The following is an 18,775-nucleotide window of genomic DNA, read 5'->3' on the forward strand; positions in this document are numbered from 1 at the left end:
TGTGACGGTCCTCGAAGTCATCACGAGAAGCACCGATTTTCTCACCAAAAAGGGGGTGGATTCCCCGCGCCTCCAAACCGAGCTGCTCCTGGCTCACGTCCTGCAATTACCGCGCATGCAGCTCTATTTGCAGTTCGAACGGCAATTGACCGAGACCGAACTGAATTTGCTGCGCGCGCTCGTTCAACGCCGTGGTCAACGTGAACCGCTGCAACATCTGACTGGTTCAACCTCGTTTTGCGGCTTCGAAATCGTCGTGAACCGAAATGTACTGGTGCCCCGCCCGGAAACCGAACTGCTGGCCGAGTCGGGATGGCTGTTTCTCCGCAACTTGAATTCCACGCCCGCCTGCGCCCTGGACCTCGGCACGGGGAGCGGTTGCCTGGCCATCGCGCTTGCCGCGAAATGTCCAACCGCCAAAATCGTCGCCACCGATGTTTCCGACGACGCCTTGAAAACCGCCCGACAAAATGCGGCGACCAATCAAGCCGGCAAGTCCATTGAATTTCGCCAAGGCGACAAATTCAACGCGTTGAGAACCGACGAATCGTTCGACCTCATCATCAGCAACCCGCCCTACATTCCCACTGCGGAAATTGAAACGCTGCAAGTGGAAGTGCGCGAATATGATCCCCATCGGGCTTTGGATGGGGGTGCGGACGGATTGGATTTTTACCGCTACCTGGCAGCGAACGCTGCGCCGCACCTGAACCCCGGCGGTAAAATCATGCTTGAATTCGGCGCCGGTCAGGCGGCGGCGCTACGCGAAATCTTTAGTAGCCAAAACTGGACGAACCTCACGATTCACAAGGATTATTCCGGTCTCGAGCGCATCTTGATCGCAGATCGCGGTTAGCCCGTGACGGCCGTCGCCGCGACCAGACCAATCCCGTCCGCCCCGACAATTTTCCTGGGATTTTTCCTCGCCAATGAGTGGTGAACCAACGCAGACTATCCGCAGATTAAATGAAAACTTCACGCTCGCTCACTGCCAAGCCATTGTCCCTGATCATGCTGGGGACGCTGCTGCTCGGCCTCGTCGTTTCCGGCTGCCGCACTTCCTCCTGCTGCGCTCAAAGCAAGTCACCGAAGCATGTGCTGGTGGTGACGACCACGACGGGCTTCCGGCATAGCTCGATTGAGACGGCGGAAAAAATCATCGCTCAGCTCGGCGCCCGCAGCGGGGATTTTACGGTGGACTATGCGCGCGTCTCTCCCAACGCTCCCGAACTGAAGGGCGCCGATGGCAAACTGGACAAGGCCAAATACGAAGCCGCCATCAAGGCCGTTCTGGCGGAGAAACTGAGCGTGGCGGCCTTGAAGCAGTACGATGCGGTGATTTTTGCCAATACCACCGGTGACCTGCCGATTCCCGATCTCGCGGGCTTTCTGAATTGGATTCGCTCCGGCAAAGCGTTCGTCGGCATGCACGCCGCTTCCGACACGTTCCACGGCTTTCCCGTATTCACCGAGATGGTGGGTGGGGAATTTAAGACGCACGGTCCGCAAGTCTCGGTGGATGCCATCAACCTGAATCCGGACTGCGCCGCGTGCCAGCACCTGCCGGCCACCTGGACGGTGTTCGATGAAATTTATCAGTTCAAAAATTACGACCGCACCAAGGTGCATGACTTGTTGTCACTGGATAAACATCCCAATGACAAAACTCCCGGACACTATCCGGTGGCTTGGGCGAAAATGTATGGCCAGGGCCGCGTGTTCTACACCTCGTTTGGTCATCGCGAAGATGTTTGGGAGCCCAACAGCCCGGCTCAGTCCGGCGGAATCAAGAACGCTCCCGAAGTTGCGGAAGCTTATCAACAGCACATACTAGGCGGAATCCGCTGGGCGTTGGGCCTGGCCCCGTGCGATTTGAATGACTGAATGGGGATTGAACAGTCGGCGCGCCGGAATCGCGCCGTCCGGCACGATGGGATTTTGAATGATTGAAAACTTTCTACGTCCAACTTTGTATTGAATTTAAAAGTGTAATGATATGAAAACGAAACGAACGGTGAATCTCGCTTTCCCTAAAACCAGACTCATGGGCGTCTCAGCCTGCTTGTTTGCCGCCACGCTCATGTGGGCCACCGCACAAGACCTGGTCCGCTACGAAGCGGTGTCCGGCGGCAGTTCTTGTGCGATTGACGGCACCTCCTCGATCCACGATTGGACCATGACGTCGAAAATCATCAGCGGTTACATTGAAGCGGCCCCCGGCTTTCCTGAATCGGCCCTGACCGATGCGGCGGCGGCCACTCCCAAAGTGGTGGCCAACCTTCCGGCCCGCACCTTCCAGAGCGGCAATTCCGCGCAGGACAAAAACATGCAGAAAGCGGTGAAGGCCGACAAACACCCGCGCTTCGAATATCGCCTGATCAGCTTGAAACCCAAATCCCAACCCGGAGCCACCGGCCCCGTGGAATTTGAAGCCACCGGCACGCTGGCGATTGCCGGCAAAACCGTCACCAATACCTTCCCCGTCACCATCGAAAAGAAGGACGGAAAGCTAAAGGTCATCGGCAGCACGCCGATTAAATTGTCCGACTACGATATCCAGCCGCCGACCATTAATCTGGTGGTAACCACGATCAAAGTGGGAAACGACCTGAAAATCAAATTCGAGTGGGAACTGGCGGAGAAGAAGTAATCCGTTCAAGCCACCTTAATTTTCACACCAGGCTGCTCTTTCCGTGAGCAGCCTTTTTTTATCCGGAACGATGCAGTTGGTCCAGGTGGAACGGCCAACTTGGCCGTTCCACCCAAACTCCAATCGGATCGTTCCGGTTTATTGCCACGGCCTCTGATCAAACCGTCACGACTTCTGAAAAGGGAGCAATCCACGCGCTGGTGGTCGAATTGCGGTTGCGGGGCACTGGCCCGTTCATTCCGCATGCGCCGCGGCTTTGCGCAGTTCTTCGATAAAAACGGCGAGGGGTTTATCCTCGGCTCGATTCGCCGGATACCCCGCCGCAATGCACAGCGGTGCAGGCGGCGTGGCCAGAGGTTTCAACAAAACCCGTTTGGCCAGCCGATCCGCGGTTCGCGTGGTCACCACCGCCACTCCCAGTCCCGCTTCCACCGCCGCCATCAAACTGTCCACTCCATCATATTCGCCGGCGATCTGAGGTCGCAGCCGTCGCGCGCGAAACCAGCCGATCACCAGCTCCCAATACTCCGGATAATCCCGCTTACAGAACATCAACAGCGGTTGCTTGGCCGCGTCGGCGGGCGCGATTTGCTTTTGTCGGGCGAGCGCATCATTTCGCTTGAGGACCAGGCGCCACTCCGAGCGAACCAGCGGCACCCACCGCAACTCGCGCGTCTCATTGACCGGCGCCACGCTGACCACCACGTCGAGCCGGTTATGACTCAACTCGGCGAGCATTTCGTTGGTCGCCAAATCGAACAATTCCACTCGCGCATTCGGGTGAACCTGTGTGAAATTTTCCACGGCCACCGGCAAAATCCCGGCGGCCAGCGACGGCGCATAGCCGACCCGCAATCGCGCCCCGCGACCGATGCGACGCACCCGCTCTGTCATTTGCTCGACACGCTCCAACAACTCGCGCGCCTCGATCAGCAACGCTTCCCCCGTCGGCGTCAGTCGGATCGAATGGGCGTGACGTTCCAGCAGGCACGCTCCGATTTCCTCTTCCAGCGCCTTGATCTGCCGGCTCAAAGCGGATTGCGTCAGAAAAATTTTCCGGGCCGCGCGACTGATGTTCCCGATCTCCGCCACGGCCACAAAGTAACGCAATTGTCGAAGTTCCATGCCGGGGCAGCATACGCAAAAGTCAGTCTCAGGCAAACCACTGAGCATTGGCCGATGGATTGAACCGCGTGAATACTATGGGCGTGAAAACGATAACGTCTGAACTAAATCTCCGACGAGCCAACGAACGCGGCTTTGCCGATCACGGCTGGCTCAAATCCCATCATACCTTCTCCTTTGCCGATTACTACGATCCGGCGCACATGGGCTTTCGCTCCCTGCGCGTCATCAATGACGATCGGGTTGCGCCCGGACGCGGCTTTGGCACGCATCCGCACCGCGACATGGAAATTTTCAGTTACGTGCTGGAAGGCGCTTTGGAACATCGGGACAGCCTGGGTAACGGACGTCAACTCAAGCCGGGCCAGATTCAACTCATGAGCGCGGGCCAAGGCGTCGCGCACAGTGAATTTAATCCCTCGGCGAACGACCCGCTGCATTTCCTGCAGATCTGGATTCAACCGCGCACCCGTGGTTTGACGCCCAGTTACACTGAATGGCATCCGCAAGCCGAACACGCGGACGCCGCCAAGGTGCTGGTCATTTCGCCCGACGGACGCGAAGGCTCCGCCACGATCCATCAGGACGCGGACATTTATCGAATCCGATTGAAACCGGGGCAGACCGTCACGCACACTCTGCAACCCGGACGCGGCGCGTGGTTGCACGTCGCAACGGGAGCGCTGACCGCCAATGGCGTCGCGCTCGAAACGGGTGACGGCGCGAGCACGGAGCGGCCGGGACGGCTGACCTTTACCGCCGTGCAGCCGACCGAAGCGCTGTTGTTTGATCTGAACTAAACGTTGCCAACGAAAAATATATTATGACAAAACTACTGGTCCTCTATTACTCGACCTACGGACACATTGAAACCATGGCCAACGCCATCGCCGAAGGCGCCCGCGGCGTCGCCGGCGTCGAAGTCACTTTGAAGCGCGTGCCGGAAACCATCCCGGTCGAACGCGCCAAAGCCATCGGGGTAAAACTCGATCAAGCCGCGCCGATTGCCGATCCCAAGGAACTGGGCGATTACGACGCCATCATCTTTGGCACTCCCACGCGCTTCGGCAACATGGCCGCGCAGATGCGTGATTTTCTCGATCACACTGGCAGCTTGTGGGTCAAAGGCGGACTCGTGGGCAAAGTGAGCAGCGTTTTTGCCAGCACCGGCACCGGCGGCGGCAACGAAAGCACGATCATGAGTTTCGTGAACACGCTGATGCACCACGGCATGATTTACGTCGGCTTGCCTTATTCGTGCCCGGAACTGACCGACATCAGCGAGACGCGCGGCGGTTCACCGTGGGGCGCGGCCACCATCGCGGGTTCGGACGGCTCACGACAACCCAGCGTGAAGGAACTCGCGATGGCGCGTTTCCAAGGGCAGCACGTGGCGGCGATTGCCGCCAAACTCAATCGCTGATCCGAGAGCGCAGACTGTTAACCACCCGTCGCAGTTTAATGCCTGCGGCGGGTGAATTGCGCTATCTGATTCCGTTCGGCTTCGACGGCTACAGCTTCAATCAGATCGCCATAGCCTCGGAGCGTTGAGCAATCGGAACCGGATGGAGCAGCATCAAATCCGCTGACGTTCTCAGTTCGATCCCACCCGCTGAACCGCCTCGCCGTTGTTGGCCGTCATCGCGGTCTCGTAAAACTTCAGCAGTTCGTCCAGTTTCACACGCGTATAAGGTTCATCGCACGCCGGAGTGGTGCGCCCGGCATCGGCAAACCACATTTCCAACGTCTCCGGCGCGAAGATGGCATTGTGCAAATTCGATTCCATGGCGACCGGGCGTTTGATGATTTCCATGAGGCGCGGCGCATCAATCTTCCCGTAATTCTCGCGTAACCGGCGGCTCAGCGTTTCGGCGCGAACTCCCGCCGACATGAACACCGCATCCTCCGGCACTTCGGGCAGCAACGGATGTTGTTGTCCCGGTTGCAACACCTCCATTTTATCCGGCAGACAATGCAGCCCGCGCATCGCGCCGGTTTTATCGCTCACCACGTAATAGTATTCACAAGTGCGCGGCGTGCTTTGGATGATGGCCAGCGCTTCTTCCACCGTCGCCGCCCGCTCCATCACGTCCCGCAGCAAAAAGCTCATCGGCAGACCGTCCCACAACCCTTCGCCGCGTCCGCCCATTTCGCCGATGGCCAGTCCGCGCTCGTTCATGGCGGTAACCGTCCCCAGGAAACCGGCGTAACTCAGGCTCATCCACGCGTGATGATCCTGCGGCTGAAAAACCATGACGGTGGCCGCGTGTTGCAAACCAATGTCTCGCATGTAATCCAGCACCCGCGCGTGCAAGACCTGACCGCCCACGGTCGCCCCGCCCCGCAACGCCACGCCACTGCAATGAAAGCGCTCGGGAAACAGATTGGCGTAACGCATGTCCCGCGGCGGCACCTGCGCCGCCGCCGCGAGCGCGTCCGTCTCGGCAAAAAACCGCGCGGGCAAATAAGGCGTGACCCGCTGCTGAATTCCGCCCAGCACATCGGGAAACCAGTTGCCGGATTGGATGGTGTCCGCCGCGCCCACGCCATAAACCACTCGCTCCACCAACCGCCGCGTCGTCTCCCCCAGCAACGCGCCGTGTGCGGCCCCCATCTGCTCCGGCGTGCCTTTGACCATCAAAATCTTTTTCCCGGACAGTTGCGCGAGTAATCCGTGTCCAGCCGGATCCCGCGCCACCACCGTCAGTTCGCTCGCGGCAGGACTGGCGGATTTGCCCGTCTGATCATTCAGCAGTTCACCGGCGAAATTCAGCACGGCGGAAAACATCCGATACAATTCCGCCTGGGGCACTTCTCGACGCGAATTGCTGAAAGGCGGCTCAAAAAGTTCATCGGTCGCCAGCGTGTTGGTTTGCCAGCCCAAAATGCGGATGTGCCCCCGCAAATCGCCGAAATCGAGATCTGCCCGCGTCGGCGTCAACGCGTCTTTCGCCAGCGTTAATCGCACTGAACCAGCGCTACTATCGCGCGCCGCCACGCGCAGCACCTGTCCATCGGTGGCGGTGGAGTCCACCTCGGCTTGAATCCATTTTTGCGGCAGATCCGGCACCAGGGCCAACGTCGCGCCCAATCCGGCCACCATGCGATAGCTGATCAAATTCTCCGGAGTCAGATGACTCCACGCGGTCTGATTCGTAACTGGCGCCAACGTGCCGGCGAACACCGTTTGCTCCGGCCCCCCGCACAACCACGGGTAACTCCCCTGCCCCGCAATCACTTCGCCCAACATCGGCAACTGACAGCGCAAACTGAACCGACCCGCGTTGCCCACCACCAGCCGCGCGCGGCCCTCGATGGGCTTTCCGTTCGCCCCACCGATTGAAAATTCCGCTTCTAAAAAGTGGCAGCGCCGCGGCGCCGGCTCCACCGTGATCATCGTCATCGCTTGTTGCACCACTCCCACCACTTGCTGCATCGGCGTCAATGGTTGCGCGCTGATTGGTTTTGCGGCCACCACGGCATTGGCGGGTAAATCTTGGGCAAAGAAATCGCCGAGCAACCGCAATGCGCGCGGCAATTCCGCCATGGCCGTGTAATGCCCCAGCCCGTCGAACCAGACCACCCGATCGGCAATCCCCAGCGCGGTGGCCAGCTTCCGCGTGCAATCCGGCGGAATCACTTCGTCCTGTCCGGCGTTGATCATGAGCACGCGCCCCTGCGCCGCGCGTTCCCGCAAAGCGGGCGCGAGCGTCAGCGGATCCAGAGCTTTCAATTGCGCGTCCACCTTCGCCCGATCCGCCGCCGACAAGCGTTGCAGCAACGCATTCAGCGAACGCGTCTCGCGCGCGTGCCCGATGATTGCCGGTAAATCGCCGCCCGCCAAAAGCATCCCGACCCGTTGCAAGCGCGGGTCCATGCCCCCCGCGGTGCCGGCGAGAATGCCGCCGAGGCTGATGCCCGTGACGCCCAAACGCTGCGCGTCCACTTCCGGGCGCGACGCCAATAAATCCGTCACCCGGCGAATATCCGCCAGGGTCTGCTCCAAGCCCGAGAGGAACATGGGCAGATTCTTTTCCAACACGCGCGGCCCTTCACTGCCACCGCGTTCTTTGTAGTACGGCAACGTGAACATCAGCGCCGGAATCCCGCGCTGCACCAGCACTGAACAAACCGCGCTGCTCAAATCCTCGTCGCCATTGAGAATCGGCAGGCAGATGACCGCCGGACGTTTTGCGCCCTCGGACGAAAGTTGATCCGGCAGGAACAACCGCGCCGGCACCGTGTTGTTCTGCGGCAACACCGATTGCACCGGCGAAGGAAACCGCAATTGCAGGATGTGATAACCCGAACCCACCTCGCGCCCCACCACTTCGTAGGTGAACGGCTCGCCGTCAAACGTCTTGGTTACCGTGACGGAATGGGTTGGGTTCGTCTGCGCCGCAATGGGCAGCGTCGAATACCCCATCAACCCACCGACCAACAGCGTCAGCACCGCCAGCCGCCGGAGATTGGAAGGGACGACGAAAACACTCCACCGCGCGAACTTTGAAACTTGAAAACTGTGCATGGGCGCAAATTCTAACCTTCCTGCCCCTGAGCGCAAGCGGGCGAAGCCGTTTTCTTTCGTGTCTGCGGCACGCACAAAACGGAGCAGTGCGCCACAATCACCAGTTACAAACCGTCCGCCCGTATTGCGTAGCGCCGGCCGCGTGGCGGCGACGCCCTCGTCGCCGGGTAACCCCGAACCGAGGGCCTTGCCAGGCAACCGAACGAATTCCAGTCACCGAGCCGGCGATCTAATCCAACACGAAGAAGAGTGAACCGTCGCCGCAACAGGTAAAATTTCGTGAAGATAAATCCATCTTGCAACGGGACGGGAGGGTTGCTGGATTTCCGCCGCTAGGCGGCGCGACCTTGCTGTAAAGCCAAAGAAGAGAATGGCGGGAGCGGCGGGGCTCGAACCCGTAACCTCTGCCGTGACAGGGCAGCGCTCTAACCAGTTGAGCTACGCCCCCGCGTGGGAGAGTGACGTTAGGCAAACCGCATCCAAGGGTCAAGCAGAAGCTGGAAAAATTCGGGCAGCAGACGCCAAGGAGGTGGGGGTGGGGAACCCCGCTGAAGAAACGTACTGCTACCCGAACACTGAATACTTGAAGATGGTCTTTTAAATGTCAATCTTCGCCACGCGCAAAAACCCCGTAGCCCATTGTCGGGTCAATCCTGTCCCCATTCCTCAAATCTTCGCCGTCTCCCGGCCCGAATTACCCAATCATCACGCAGTGCGCGATGCAATATCCAGTAGGTTTGGTAAGCGTGCCCGTTGCCGCCAATTTGCCCGCCCCCCAAGTTATTTTTTCACAAGCTGGAGGTTTGGGTCGCTGGAAGTTTGATGCACGGCTGACGGTGATTGAAAACAAACGGTTCAAGTAAAAGCGCGGCGGTGATTTGGCGGGCAACGTCGGCAAAAGTGTTGCCGTTGAAGAAGAGGAACGGCGCGCTGCGATGGCAGTGCCGCAGAAATTCTATGGTTTCGTCGAGAGAGAGGATTTCGCGCTGTTTTTGTTCCCACTCGCCGCGGCACGTTGCTTGAGTCTCTCGATTAACGCCGTGCTGCGCGCCTCCTCTTGCGCACGCTCCTCGGTTGAGGCCGATGACAAGCTCCCAACTCCGGTTTTTGAGAAAAGCGGCTCGGGCTTGTAACGGTGATTGCTCGCCAGCACCTCCTCGAGGATGTCCTCGTCCGTCAGGTGCTCCAGCAGATCCAATCTCAGTTTCATCGCTCATAAATTAAGCCCGGCTTCCCGGTTTATGCAAGGGCGGTTATCGTCCACGCAAGACTGACGCGCAATCCTCTCATTAGCACCAGGCTTTAGTCCGGTGAGGCTGGCGCGACGGCGGGAAAACGGTTTCAACCGTTTTGCTCTCCCGGACGAAAAGTCGCTAAAGCGGCTCAATCCCTTGCGGCTTCGTCCCGCGCTAATGAAACCGGAAATCCGCCAAACCTATTCCAACCCGCTCGCCTTCCGGGCGCGATGGAGCACTTCGGTCGCCTTGGCACGCGCTTTGGCTGCGCCGTCCGCCAAAACCTGATTCACGTAATCCAAATTCGCGACCAATTCCGCGCGCCTGGCCCGCGCCGTCGCGAAGTGTTCCCAATAAACCTCGAACAGCTTCTTCTTCAGATCACCGTAGCCCAGGCCGCCGGCGCGCAATTTCTCCTCCCACTCCTTGCCGATATCCGCATCAATTACCTTGAGCAATTGGATCGCAAGATTTTGTTCCGCGTCCGGCTTCGGTTCGGCGGGCGCGCGACTATCCATCTTGAGCGACATGACTTTTTTGCGGAGCGCTTTTTCGTCGCCGAAAATCTCGATGGTGTTGTTGTAACTCTTGGACATTTTTTCGCCATCCACACCCGGCACTTTGGCGGTGTCCGCCTTGATGCGCGACTCGGGAATCACGAACGTTTCGCCGTAGGCTTCGTTAAACTTGATGGCGATGTCGCGCGTCATCTCGACGTGCTGCTTCTGGTCCTGACCGACAGGCACGAGGTTCGAGTCATAAATCAAAATATCCGCCGCCATCAGCACCGGATACGCGAACAAACCATGATTGATGGGAATGCCCTTCGCGGACTTGTCCTTGAAGGAATGGGCGCGTTCCAACAAACCCATCGGCGTGAGCGTGGAAAGAATCCACGCCAGTTCGCACACTTCGGGCACGTCGGATTGTCTGAAGAAGACGGTCCGTTGCGGGTCGAGTCCGCAGGCGAGAAAATCCAGAGCGACATCCAGCGTGTTCTTACGCCGCTCAGCGGCGTCGAACAACGAGGTCATCGAATGGTAATTGGCGATGAAATAAAAAGCTTCCCCCTGCTCTTGCAGCGCGATGGCGGGGCGCATCATTCCAAAGTAATTGCCGAGGTGCAACGTGCCCGACGGCTGAATGCCTGACAAAATTCGCATGGATTCAAATTAAGCGGAAACGCGCGGATTCAGAAAGAAAAGAATCACGTCCCACGAACCCCGAATCGGCGCGCCGAGAATCCTCGCTTGCAAATTGGCGCGGCTGCGCTTTACTCGTGGCCATTCGCTCCATGAAAAAGCGCGCTTATTGTCTAACCGGACTCCTCACCATCGCTTTCCTCAATTTCGCGTTCGCGGCCGAATTCAAGTTCGCCACGCAGACGCTGACCGTACCAGACGGGTTCGAGGTGGAGGTGGTTGCGGGAACGGATTTGGCGCCGCGTCCGGTGTCCGGTTCGTTCGACGAACTGGGCCGCCTTTACGTCACTGATTCCTCGGGATCAAATCTCACTCCTGCCCAACAAACCAACGACCCGACGCATCGCATCGTACGTTTGGAAGACACGGATGGCGACGGCAAATTCGATCAATCCGTCGTTTATGCGGAAAAGGTCATGTTCCCTGAAGGCTGCCTTTATTACGACGGCTCGGTTTATGTATCCGCGCCGCCATACCTGTGGAAATTCACCGATACGGACGGGGATGGCGTCGCGGACCGGCGCGAGATCTGGCACGATGGCCAGACGCTCACCGGTTGCGCCAACGATCTGCACGGACCGTTTCTGGGGCCGGATGGCTGGCTGTACTGGTGCAAAGGCGCGTTCGCCGAACAAACCTACGAGATCAACGGCCAACCGTGGACCAGTCGCGCGCCGCACCTCTTCCGCGCGCGAGCGGATCACGGTAGGTTTGAGCCAGTGATCACTGCGGGCAACGATAATCCGGTGTGGCTGGCCTGGACGCCCAGCGGCGAGCGGATTTTATGCGGCACTTTTTTTGCCCCGAACGAACCGGGCCATCGCGACGGAATGATCCACGCCGTTTACGGCGGGGTCTGGGGCAAATTACACGACGTGTTGGATGGCCACCCGCGCACCGGCGAATTGATGCCGATACTCACGCACATGGGCCCAGCCGCCCCCTGCTCGGTCGTCGTTTACAAGTCCACCCACCTCGGCGCCGAATATCGGGGCAACGTGTTTTGCTGTCAGTTCAACCTGCACAAAGTCTCGCGGCACGTGCTCGTTCCTGACGGAGCGACCTTCAAAACGGTGGACAGCGATTTTCTCGTTTCAGACAATCCGGATTTTCATCCGACCGATGTCATCGAAGACGCCGACGGCAGCCTGCTCGTGTTCGACACGGGCGCTTGGTACAAACTTTGTTGTCCCACGTCGCAACTGGCCAAGCCGGATGTGTTGGGAACGATTTATCGCATCCGACGCAAAGGCGTGCCTCGGCCTGCGGACCCGCGCGGCGTGAAGCTGGTTTGGAACGGCGCAACCGCGTCGGAACTGATCCGGCGTCTGACTTCCGACCAGCCCGCTGTGGTGGAGCGTGCCACGCAAACGCTGGCCCAACGGGGCGCGGAATCGGTGGATGCCCTGCAAAGCGTTTTGCACCAAACCACGGACGCGACGTTGGCGCGTAACATCATCTGGACGTTGACGCGGATTGAAGCGCCCGCCGCCCGCCACGCCATCAACACCGCGTTCCTCGAAAGCCAAACGTCTCCCGGATTGTCATCCGATGAACTGCTCAAAGTGATGCTCGACTCCATCGGCGTCTGGCGCGAGGCGACGGCGATCCCAACGACGCCCGCCGGGAACGCCGCTTGGGAGCACGTCTTGACCAGTCGCAATCCGGTGCTTCAGCGACAAGCCGCAGAGACGCTGGGGCGACTCGGAAATCCGGCGTTTGCCGTTCCGCGTTTGTTGAAAATGGCTTCCAGTCTTCAGTCCGATCGGTTTCTCGAACACTCCATCATTTACGCGCTGATTGAGTTGAACGCGCCCGCGCTCACCCGCGCCGGTTTGAAAGCGGCCCATCAACAACGCATCGCGCTGATGGCGCTGGATCAAATGCCCGCCGGCGACTTGCAACCAGCCGACGTGTTGCCGTTCCTCAGCCGCACTGAAGCGGAGTTGCGCCAAACGGCGGCGTGGGTGGCCGGGCATCATCCCGATTGGGGCAACGCCCTCGCCGACTTTTTCCGCGAACGCATTGCCGCCGGCGGTCTGACTGAAAACGAGCGGGCGGAGTTGGAAAAGCAACTGACGCAATTCATCGGCAGCGAAGCGGTGCAGGCGGTCTTGGCTCGGTCGTGGCCAACGCAAAGCGCGAACCCGGCCACCGCCGCCATGCTGTTGCGGTTGATGGCGCAACCCGGATTGAAAGAACCGCCCGTTGGCTGGGCCGATGCGGTGCGCGCGGCTCTCGTTCAACCCCATGCCACGTTGACTCATACGGCGATTGCCGCCGCCAACGCCTTGGGGCGCGCGAAAAACAACGCGCCGACCTTTACCAGGGAACTGATGCAAATCGCGCAGGACGCGACGCGCCCGGCGGATGAGCGTTTGGATGCCCTCGCCGCCTTGCCGCAAGGTCTCGCCGCGGTGGATTCCGATTTGTTTCCGTTCCTGATCGCCAACCTCGCCCCCAACCAGCCGGTCACCGTTCGTTCTGCCGCCACCGGCGTGTTGCTCGCCGCCCGGCTGAATCCCGCGCAACGGCAAATGCTCGCCGACACGCTGAAAACTTCCGGGCCGATGGAAGTGGCGCGGCTGCTTCCGCTTTTTGCGCAGCAGCCCGAGGCGACGATTGGTTTGCGCTTGATGGCGGCGCTCAAGGAATCGCCCGGACTCACAGGCGTGCAACCGGAGGTTCTGAAAACGGTGGCGGCGAAATACCCGGCTTCCGTGCAACAACAAGCCGACGCATTGTTGACCCTCTTGGATGCGGATGCGGAACAGCAGAAAAACCATTTGGAATCCTTGCTGACTTCCCTGCCGGAAGGCGACGTGCGACGCGGTCAGCTCGTGTTCAACAATCCCAAAGTTGCCTGCGTGACCTGTCATCGCATGGGCTATCTCGGCGGCAGCGTCGGTCCGGATTTAACGGCCATTGGCCCGACCCGCACCAAACGCGATTTGCTTGAGGCGATCATCTATCCCAGCGCCAGTTTCGTGCGCAGCTACGAACCGTTGATCGTTACGACCAAGACCGACGACCTGTTCAGTGGCGTCTTGCGCAAGGACGCCGCGGACGAAGTGATTCTGGCGACGGGTGCAACCACGGAAGCGCGGATCCCCCGCGCCGATATTGAAGAAATGCGACCGGGTCGCGTGAGTGTGATGCCTTCCGGGTTGGAACAACAGTTATCCGAACAGGAACTGGCGGATCTCATTGCGTTCCTGAAAAACGCCAAGTCCGGTCCGAACTAGGCGTTTTAAGCATTCCTATAGCCGACAATGTGAGGGCGGATGCCCGACTTCAAGCCAAGCACCGGTGTCAAATTGACGACGACCATTGGTTCGGGACGAGCACCCGTCGCGGTAGCGTCTTGGACTGCGGCAGCCCTCTGCCGCTTTTGAATTGCAGGCACGCGGCGGAAGAGCGGCAGCGGACTGCCGCAGTCCAAAACCTCGCGGATAGAGCCAATACTCATCCATTTGCACCCAGCCTGCATTGAGGCGCGCCCGCTCTGCTTCGACGGCTACAACTTTAATTAAACCAGTATAGCCGGCAAACGGCGCGATCCGAGTCAATTCCCGCTCAAGCGCACCAGCACCCGCAGCCGTTTGGTGGTGTAATTCTGCGCGTTGCGGGCAAACGTCCAATCAGGATTTCCACTGCCTTGATTGCCGATGCCGATATCGGCGGCTTCACCAGCGTTCCAGTTGTTGACCGCGAAGAGCGTCTGGCGCTTGTCGTGATTGTGAATCTGCATGCTGCCGTAACCATCAGGTTCTCCTGCCGGATCATCACCGAAGTCGTACGTCTGCGAGGACGCGCCCGGCACACTGGCTGAATTGTTCTGACCGTAGTTGCTCGACCAGAACTCGAGGTTGCCACCCGTGAGACCAACGCCCGTGGCGACGCGTTTAACGTCGGAAACCACGTTCATATCCTCGACGTTCTGTTGAAACCGCGCGCCGCTGGATGTGGTCGGCACGCCAATCTTTTTCAAGTCGCTCGTGAAGGCTTTCACGGAAACATAAACGTATTGGGACGGACCGTTTTTGGGTTCGAGTTCCAGGAAATAGGCGATGCGATCGAACGGTTTCTTGATCGAATCGCTCCGATCCACGGTGTAGTTGATCTGGCGACCGAGCTTGTTGAGATCGAGATCATACACGAGCTGGTACTCCTTGGCTTCGGGAACATACATTTCCAGCGCGTCGCGATCCGGCACGTTACCCGCGCGAAACGCGCTCGCCGGCAGGCCCGCGCCGTTCATCAAATTGGGTTCGGCCAACATACTCCAGGCAAAACGCATGGCCACCGGATGCGGCGCCGTCGCCGCGCTCAATACCACCGCATCGCCCTCGAGCTTGGCCTCCGCCTTGACGAAGCCGCCTTGGTCAGCGTCAATCACTTCAAACCACGTCAGCGGCTGGCCGTCGCGACTGGTCAATCCGGCGGCATGATCAAACGTCACCCGCAACCGATTTCCCTCCAGTTTGAGCGCCCGAAAGACCGGTCCGGAGTATTCGAGGTTTGATTGACCGTAGGTTCTGGCCAGCGCGATCCGGGCGAGCCGATCGCCGACGGTCGTTTTATCCGTGGGATGAATGTCGTGCAAATTGCCGATGTCGTTGATGACCGCCATGCCGGTGTTCGGTTCGGAAACCGAAGCGCTTTGCGCCTCCCACAATTCCGCTTCCACCTCGGGCCGCCCGCCGTAATTGAACGGGGCGATTTGCACGAAGTTGAACGGAAACTCGCCCCCGCCCCAAATCTGCCGCCACCCGCGGATCAACGCGCGCATCCGGTCGGCGTATTTCATACCCTCACTCAGATTGCTCTCGCCCTGATACCAGATCGCTCCCGCGATGGTGAACGGGCAGATCGGAGCAATCATTCCATTGAACAACGCGGTCGCCTGTTGCACATCATGCGGCGGCAACAAGTCCGGCGGAAATGTGGGCATGGTCGGACCGATGCCGCGTTGTGCCAACGCGCCACGCGCATCCGTCACCCAGCGCTCGGTGGTTTGCAAAAAGTCTTTCAATTGACGTTCGTGTTCAACGCTGGTCGGATCAGCCAGCAACACTTTGCCGTAGTCCTCGCGTAACGCGGGCACGGCGGCGAAACCTTCCGGCGGCGTCCACGATTCAATGCGCGTACCGCCCCAGGTTGAATCAATCAATCCAATCGGCACCTGCAGTTCCTCCTGCAGTTTGCGCCCGAAATAAAATGCGGCCGCGGAAAAACCGCCCCAGCCGCCTTCCTTGATCGTCTCCGGCGTGCAAACCTTCCAGGCCGCGTCAATGTTGGTTTGCGGCAGCGGCGTCCAGCGATTCGGCACCATCAGCAAGCGCAATCGCGGCAGGTTCGCCGCCGCGATGGCGGCGTCCGCGCCCTCGCACATGGCGATGCCCATTTCCATGTTGGATTGCCCCGAGCAAAGCCAGACTTCCCCCACCAACACGTCATCAAATTCAATCTGGTCGCTCCCCTGCACCACCAGTTTGAACGGACCGCCCGCCGACCTCGCGGGCAGCGCCACCTTCCATTCGCCCTGCGCGTTGGCCGTTGCTTTCACCACCTGCCCGTCGAGTTGGACGGAGATGGATTCGCCGGGAGCGGCCCAGCCCCAAACATTGATCGGCTGGCCCCGCTGCAACACCATGTGGTCACTGAAAACATTCGGCAGACGCACCGCGGCGGACGCCGAAAAACTCAATCCAACCAGCAAGCCCAACCAGGAAAAGCGACGTCGCCAAAAGGAAAATTTTGAATGTCTTTTCATAAGTGATAAATCCGGCACGGGCGGATTCTAACGCAATGCGCTCCGCGATGAAAAGCACTTCTGTTTGTCGAAGCGAACTCGGACGACTCCATAGTTTGTTGCCAGTCGCCTCACGGCGCCGTTCTCTCGTTTACGGCACGCGTCTCGAACCGCGAGCGCGTTCGCAAGTGTTCAAAAGAGAGGCTGACAAACTATTCCCGGTTTTCTACGCTCCCCATCAGTCTTATGAGAATCGCCATCATTTGTGCCGCGCTGCTTAGCGGTCAAAATTTTCTCTCCGTAAATGCCACGCCGGTGGCGCGGTGGTCCGAAGCGAAAGCGAACGCCTGGTATGCCAAACAACCCTGGCTGGTGGGTTGCAATTTCACGCCCAGCACCGCCATCAACCAACTGGAAATGTGGCAGGCTGAAACCTGGGATCCGCAAACCATTGATCGGGAACTGCGCTGGGCGCACGACCTGGGCTTCACCAGCGTGCGGGTGTTTCTGCACGATCTGGTTTGGAAAAACGACCGCGCCGGTTTGCTCAAACGCATGGATCAATTCCTGACAATGGCGCGCCGGCATCAGATCGGCGTGATGTTTGTCTTCTTCGACAGCGTGTGGGATCCGTATCCGCACGCCGGACCGCAACGCGCACCCCGACCACACGTGCATAATTCCGGCTGGGTGCAAAGTCCCGGACAGGACATTTTGCAAGACCCGGCGCGGCAGGATGAATTGAAAGATTACGTGCAGGGAGTCATCAAACGCTTCGGTAAAGATCGGCGCGTGCAAGTTTGGGATTTGTTCAATGAGCCGGACAATCTCGTGCCCCAATACCGCGGTCAATTGCTCTCCAACAAAGTGGCCCTGGCCACGCTGCTGTTGCGCAAAACCTTCACCTGGGCGCGCGAAATGGAACCCACGCAACCGCTGACTTCCGGCGTGTGGATCGGGCATTGGAGCGACCCGAACCGGCTCTCCGCCACCGAGTGGGTGCAGGTGGAGGAATCCGATGTCATTAGTTTCCACACTTACGATTCGCTCCCCGGCGCGCAGAAATGCGTGCAAAACCTGCGTCGCTACAATCGTCCCCTGCTCTGCACCGAATACATGGCGCGCGGCCAGGGCAGCACGTTTGATCCGGTGCTGGGTTATTTTCGTGCCCAAAATGTGGGCGCGTATTGCTGGGGTTTTGTGGATGGCAAAACGCAGACGATTTATCCGTGGAACTCGTGGGACAAAACTTACACCAGCGAACCTCAGCCGTGGTTTCACGACATCCTGCGTCGGGACGGCTCGCCCTACGATCCGAAGGAAACGGATTACATCAAGTCCGTAACCCAAGCGCAGCGGTAATCAGCGCGGACGAATGACTGCGCCAAGCTTTGTCCACGCCCACCGGCGCCACTGATCCGGTCCAGCAGACAAAAGCTGAGCCCCACCAGCCAAACATTTTGGGAGTTGGCTGGGGTTGTGTCCCGACAACCGGATCACCGGCGGCAAGATCATGAGTTCGCACACGCGCGACGTGCAGAGCCGGGCGGCCACGGCCCTGCGCCTGGCGGCGCAGGCGCTGAACCAGGCGCAAAACTATTTTGGCGACCTCTACCGGCGTTGGAAGGCGCGGCTCGGGACGCCCAAGGCGATCACGGCCATGGCGCATAAGTTGGCGCGCATCCTGTGGCACCTGTGCAAATATCGGGAAGCCTTCAACCCGGAGGTCTTCCAAAAGGAGGAGGAAAGAATGCAGCGCAAGAAACTGGCCCGCCTGCACCATACCGCCACCGCCCTCGGCCTCAGGCTCGTTCCCGCCCAATGACTTAACCCATCAGCTTATCAGGAGGAGACGGCATTTTCGTCATTTCGAGTGGTCTTGTGTGGACTTCACTGAGCCGTCCTCATTATACCAAGTCCATGTCCCGACCTGCTTGCCGCCCTTGTAAACGCCGTAATAATTCGTGCGACCCGACGCGAAGTAACCTGTGTCCGCCCCCTCGGCAACGTGGTGGTCATAATGCTGGACATAGCACTTCGAGCCATCGGGGCTGTAGGCGATAAACTCGCCGTGATACTTCCCGTCGTCGTAATGAATCTGGTGGCTCTTCTGTCCATTGACGAAATACGTAATCCAAATGCCAGCGAAATTTGTGGGCGGTGCGACCCAGACATTGCGGAGGCTTGGTGAAAGTGTGCGCTCGAATAGAATGTCTCCTTTGTTGCGAAACCAGCAAGTCAGCATCCACGCATCATCAAGACGATATGACTGACTGTGAG

General features: G+C 59.2%; 14 protein-coding genes and 1 tRNA gene. 8 read left to right on the plus strand and 7 right to left on the minus strand.

Translation table 11 applies throughout. From position 1 onward, the window contains the following. Position 1: 1 nt before the first annotated feature. The 3 genes from prmC (at position 2) to M9920_16930 (ending at position 2,650) form a co-directional block, all read left to right on the plus strand. Positions 2-856 (plus strand): peptide chain release factor N(5)-glutamine methyltransferase, encoded by an 855-nt coding sequence (gene prmC, locus M9920_16920; protein ID MCO5053962.1) that lies wholly within the window; start codon positions 2-4, stop codon positions 854-856. 110 nt (positions 857-966) lie between these two features. Further along, positions 967-1,884 (plus strand): ThuA domain-containing protein, encoded by a 918-nt coding sequence (locus tag M9920_16925; GenBank protein MCO5053963.1) that lies wholly within the window; start codon positions 967-969, stop codon positions 1,882-1,884. A 112-nt stretch (positions 1,885-1,996) separates the two neighbouring features. Next, positions 1,997-2,650, plus strand: a complete 654-nt coding sequence (locus tag M9920_16930; protein ID MCO5053964.1) for a YceI family protein — start codon at positions 1,997-1,999, stop codon at positions 2,648-2,650. A 234-nt stretch (positions 2,651-2,884) separates the two neighbouring features. Here the strand turns inward: M9920_16930 and M9920_16935 are convergent, their stop codons facing one another. Beyond that, entirely contained in the window at positions 2,885-3,775 is an 891-nt protein-coding gene (locus M9920_16935) for a LysR family transcriptional regulator (protein ID MCO5053965.1), read from the minus strand. A gap of 77 nt (positions 3,776-3,852) precedes the next feature. Here M9920_16935 and M9920_16940 point away from each other — a divergent pair, with 77 nt between their 5' ends. Together M9920_16940 and wrbA are read left to right on the plus strand one after the other, a co-directional pair. Then, on the plus strand, positions 3,853-4,575 hold the full coding sequence (locus M9920_16940; protein MCO5053966.1) for a pirin family protein: 723 nt from the start codon (positions 3,853-3,855) through the stop codon (positions 4,573-4,575). Between the two features lie 23 nt (positions 4,576-4,598). Continuing rightward, a complete protein-coding gene (gene wrbA, locus M9920_16945; protein MCO5053967.1) occupies positions 4,599-5,198 on the plus strand; it encodes an NAD(P)H:quinone oxidoreductase in 600 nt (199 codons plus the stop codon). Positions 5,199-5,369: 171 nt separating this feature from the next. Here wrbA and M9920_16950 read toward each other — a convergent pair whose 3' ends face one another. The 4 genes from M9920_16950 to trpS form a co-directional block, all read right to left on the minus strand. Beyond that, positions 5,370-8,303 carry a C45 family autoproteolytic acyltransferase/hydrolase gene (locus M9920_16950; GenBank protein MCO5053968.1) on the minus strand — a complete coding sequence of 978 codons (2,934 nt, stop codon included), beginning with the start codon at positions 8,301-8,303 and terminating at the stop codon, positions 5,370-5,372. Positions 8,304-8,674: 371 nt separating this feature from the next. After that, positions 8,675-8,751 (minus strand) — tRNA-Asp (locus M9920_16955). A gap of 340 nt (positions 8,752-9,091) precedes the next feature. Then, entirely contained in the window at positions 9,092-9,520 is a 429-nt protein-coding gene (locus M9920_16960) for a hypothetical protein (GenBank protein ID MCO5053969.1), read from the minus strand. 218 nt (positions 9,521-9,738) lie between these two features. Continuing rightward, positions 9,739-10,701: a tryptophan--tRNA ligase gene (gene trpS, locus M9920_16965; protein MCO5053970.1), complete on the minus strand. Its 963-nt coding sequence runs from the start codon at positions 10,699-10,701 to the stop codon at positions 9,739-9,741. Positions 10,702-10,832: 131 nt separating this feature from the next. Between trpS and M9920_16970 the strand changes: the two genes are divergently transcribed. Then, a complete protein-coding gene (locus M9920_16970; protein MCO5053971.1) occupies positions 10,833-13,985 on the plus strand; it encodes a c-type cytochrome in 3,153 nt (1,050 codons plus the stop codon). Positions 13,986-14,305: 320 nt separating this feature from the next. On the opposite strand, the gene M9920_16975 is transcribed toward M9920_16970, so the two are convergent. Beyond that, positions 14,306-16,516, minus strand: coding sequence for a sialate O-acetylesterase (locus M9920_16975; protein ID MCO5053972.1), 2,211 nt, complete (start codon positions 16,514-16,516; stop codon positions 14,306-14,308). A 225-nt stretch (positions 16,517-16,741) separates the two neighbouring features. Between M9920_16975 and M9920_16980 the strand changes: the two genes are divergently transcribed. Both M9920_16980 and M9920_16985 read left to right on the plus strand, forming a co-directional pair. After that, positions 16,742-17,857 (plus strand): 1,4-beta-xylanase, encoded by a 1,116-nt coding sequence (locus tag M9920_16980; protein MCO5053973.1) that lies wholly within the window; start codon positions 16,742-16,744, stop codon positions 17,855-17,857. Between the two features lie 115 nt (positions 17,858-17,972). Beyond that, on the plus strand, positions 17,973-18,320 hold the full coding sequence (locus M9920_16985) for a hypothetical protein (protein ID MCO5053974.1): 348 nt from the start codon (positions 17,973-17,975) through the stop codon (positions 18,318-18,320). A 39-nt stretch (positions 18,321-18,359) separates the two neighbouring features. Here M9920_16985 and M9920_16990 read toward each other — a convergent pair whose 3' ends face one another. Then, positions 18,360-18,740, minus strand: coding sequence for a hypothetical protein (locus M9920_16990; protein ID MCO5053975.1), 381 nt, complete (start codon positions 18,738-18,740; stop codon positions 18,360-18,362). Between the last annotated feature and the right edge of the window lie 35 nt (positions 18,741-18,775).

The organism is Verrucomicrobiia bacterium (assembly GCA_023953615.1).
Classification (GTDB): domain Bacteria; phylum Verrucomicrobiota; class Verrucomicrobiia; order Limisphaerales; family JADLHS01; genus JADLHS01.

Bases quoted from the DNA above. Each gene is read 5' to 3' on its own strand.
- M9920_16990 (MCO5053975.1), bottom strand. From the start codon at position 18,740: ATGCTGACTTGCTGGTTTCGCAACAAAGGAGACATTCTATTCGAGCGC.
- M9920_16935 (MCO5053965.1), bottom strand. From the start codon at position 3,775: ATGGAACTTCGACAATTGCGTTACTTTGTGGCCGTGGCGGAGATCGGG.
- M9920_16970 (MCO5053971.1), top strand. From the start codon at position 10,833: ATGAAAAAGCGCGCTTATTGTCTAACCGGACTCCTCACCATCGCTTTC.
- trpS (MCO5053970.1), bottom strand. From the start codon at position 10,701: ATGCGAATTTTGTCAGGCATTCAGCCGTCGGGCACGTTGCACCTCGGC.
- M9920_16940 (MCO5053966.1), top strand. From the start codon at position 3,853: ATGGGCGTGAAAACGATAACGTCTGAACTAAATCTCCGACGAGCCAAC.
- M9920_16980 (MCO5053973.1), top strand. From the start codon at position 16,742: ATGAGAATCGCCATCATTTGTGCCGCGCTGCTTAGCGGTCAAAATTTT.
- M9920_16950 (MCO5053968.1), bottom strand. From the start codon at position 8,303: ATGCACAGTTTTCAAGTTTCAAAGTTCGCGCGGTGGAGTGTTTTCGTC.
- M9920_16930 (MCO5053964.1), top strand. From the start codon at position 1,997: ATGAAAACGAAACGAACGGTGAATCTCGCTTTCCCTAAAACCAGACTC.
- wrbA (MCO5053967.1), top strand. From the start codon at position 4,599: ATGACAAAACTACTGGTCCTCTATTACTCGACCTACGGACACATTGAA.
- M9920_16960 (MCO5053969.1), bottom strand. From the start codon at position 9,520: ATGAGCGATGAAACTGAGATTGGATCTGCTGGAGCACCTGACGGACGA.
- M9920_16975 (MCO5053972.1), bottom strand. From the start codon at position 16,516: ATGAAAAGACATTCAAAATTTTCCTTTTGGCGACGTCGCTTTTCCTGG.
- M9920_16925 (MCO5053963.1), top strand. From the start codon at position 967: ATGAAAACTTCACGCTCGCTCACTGCCAAGCCATTGTCCCTGATCATG.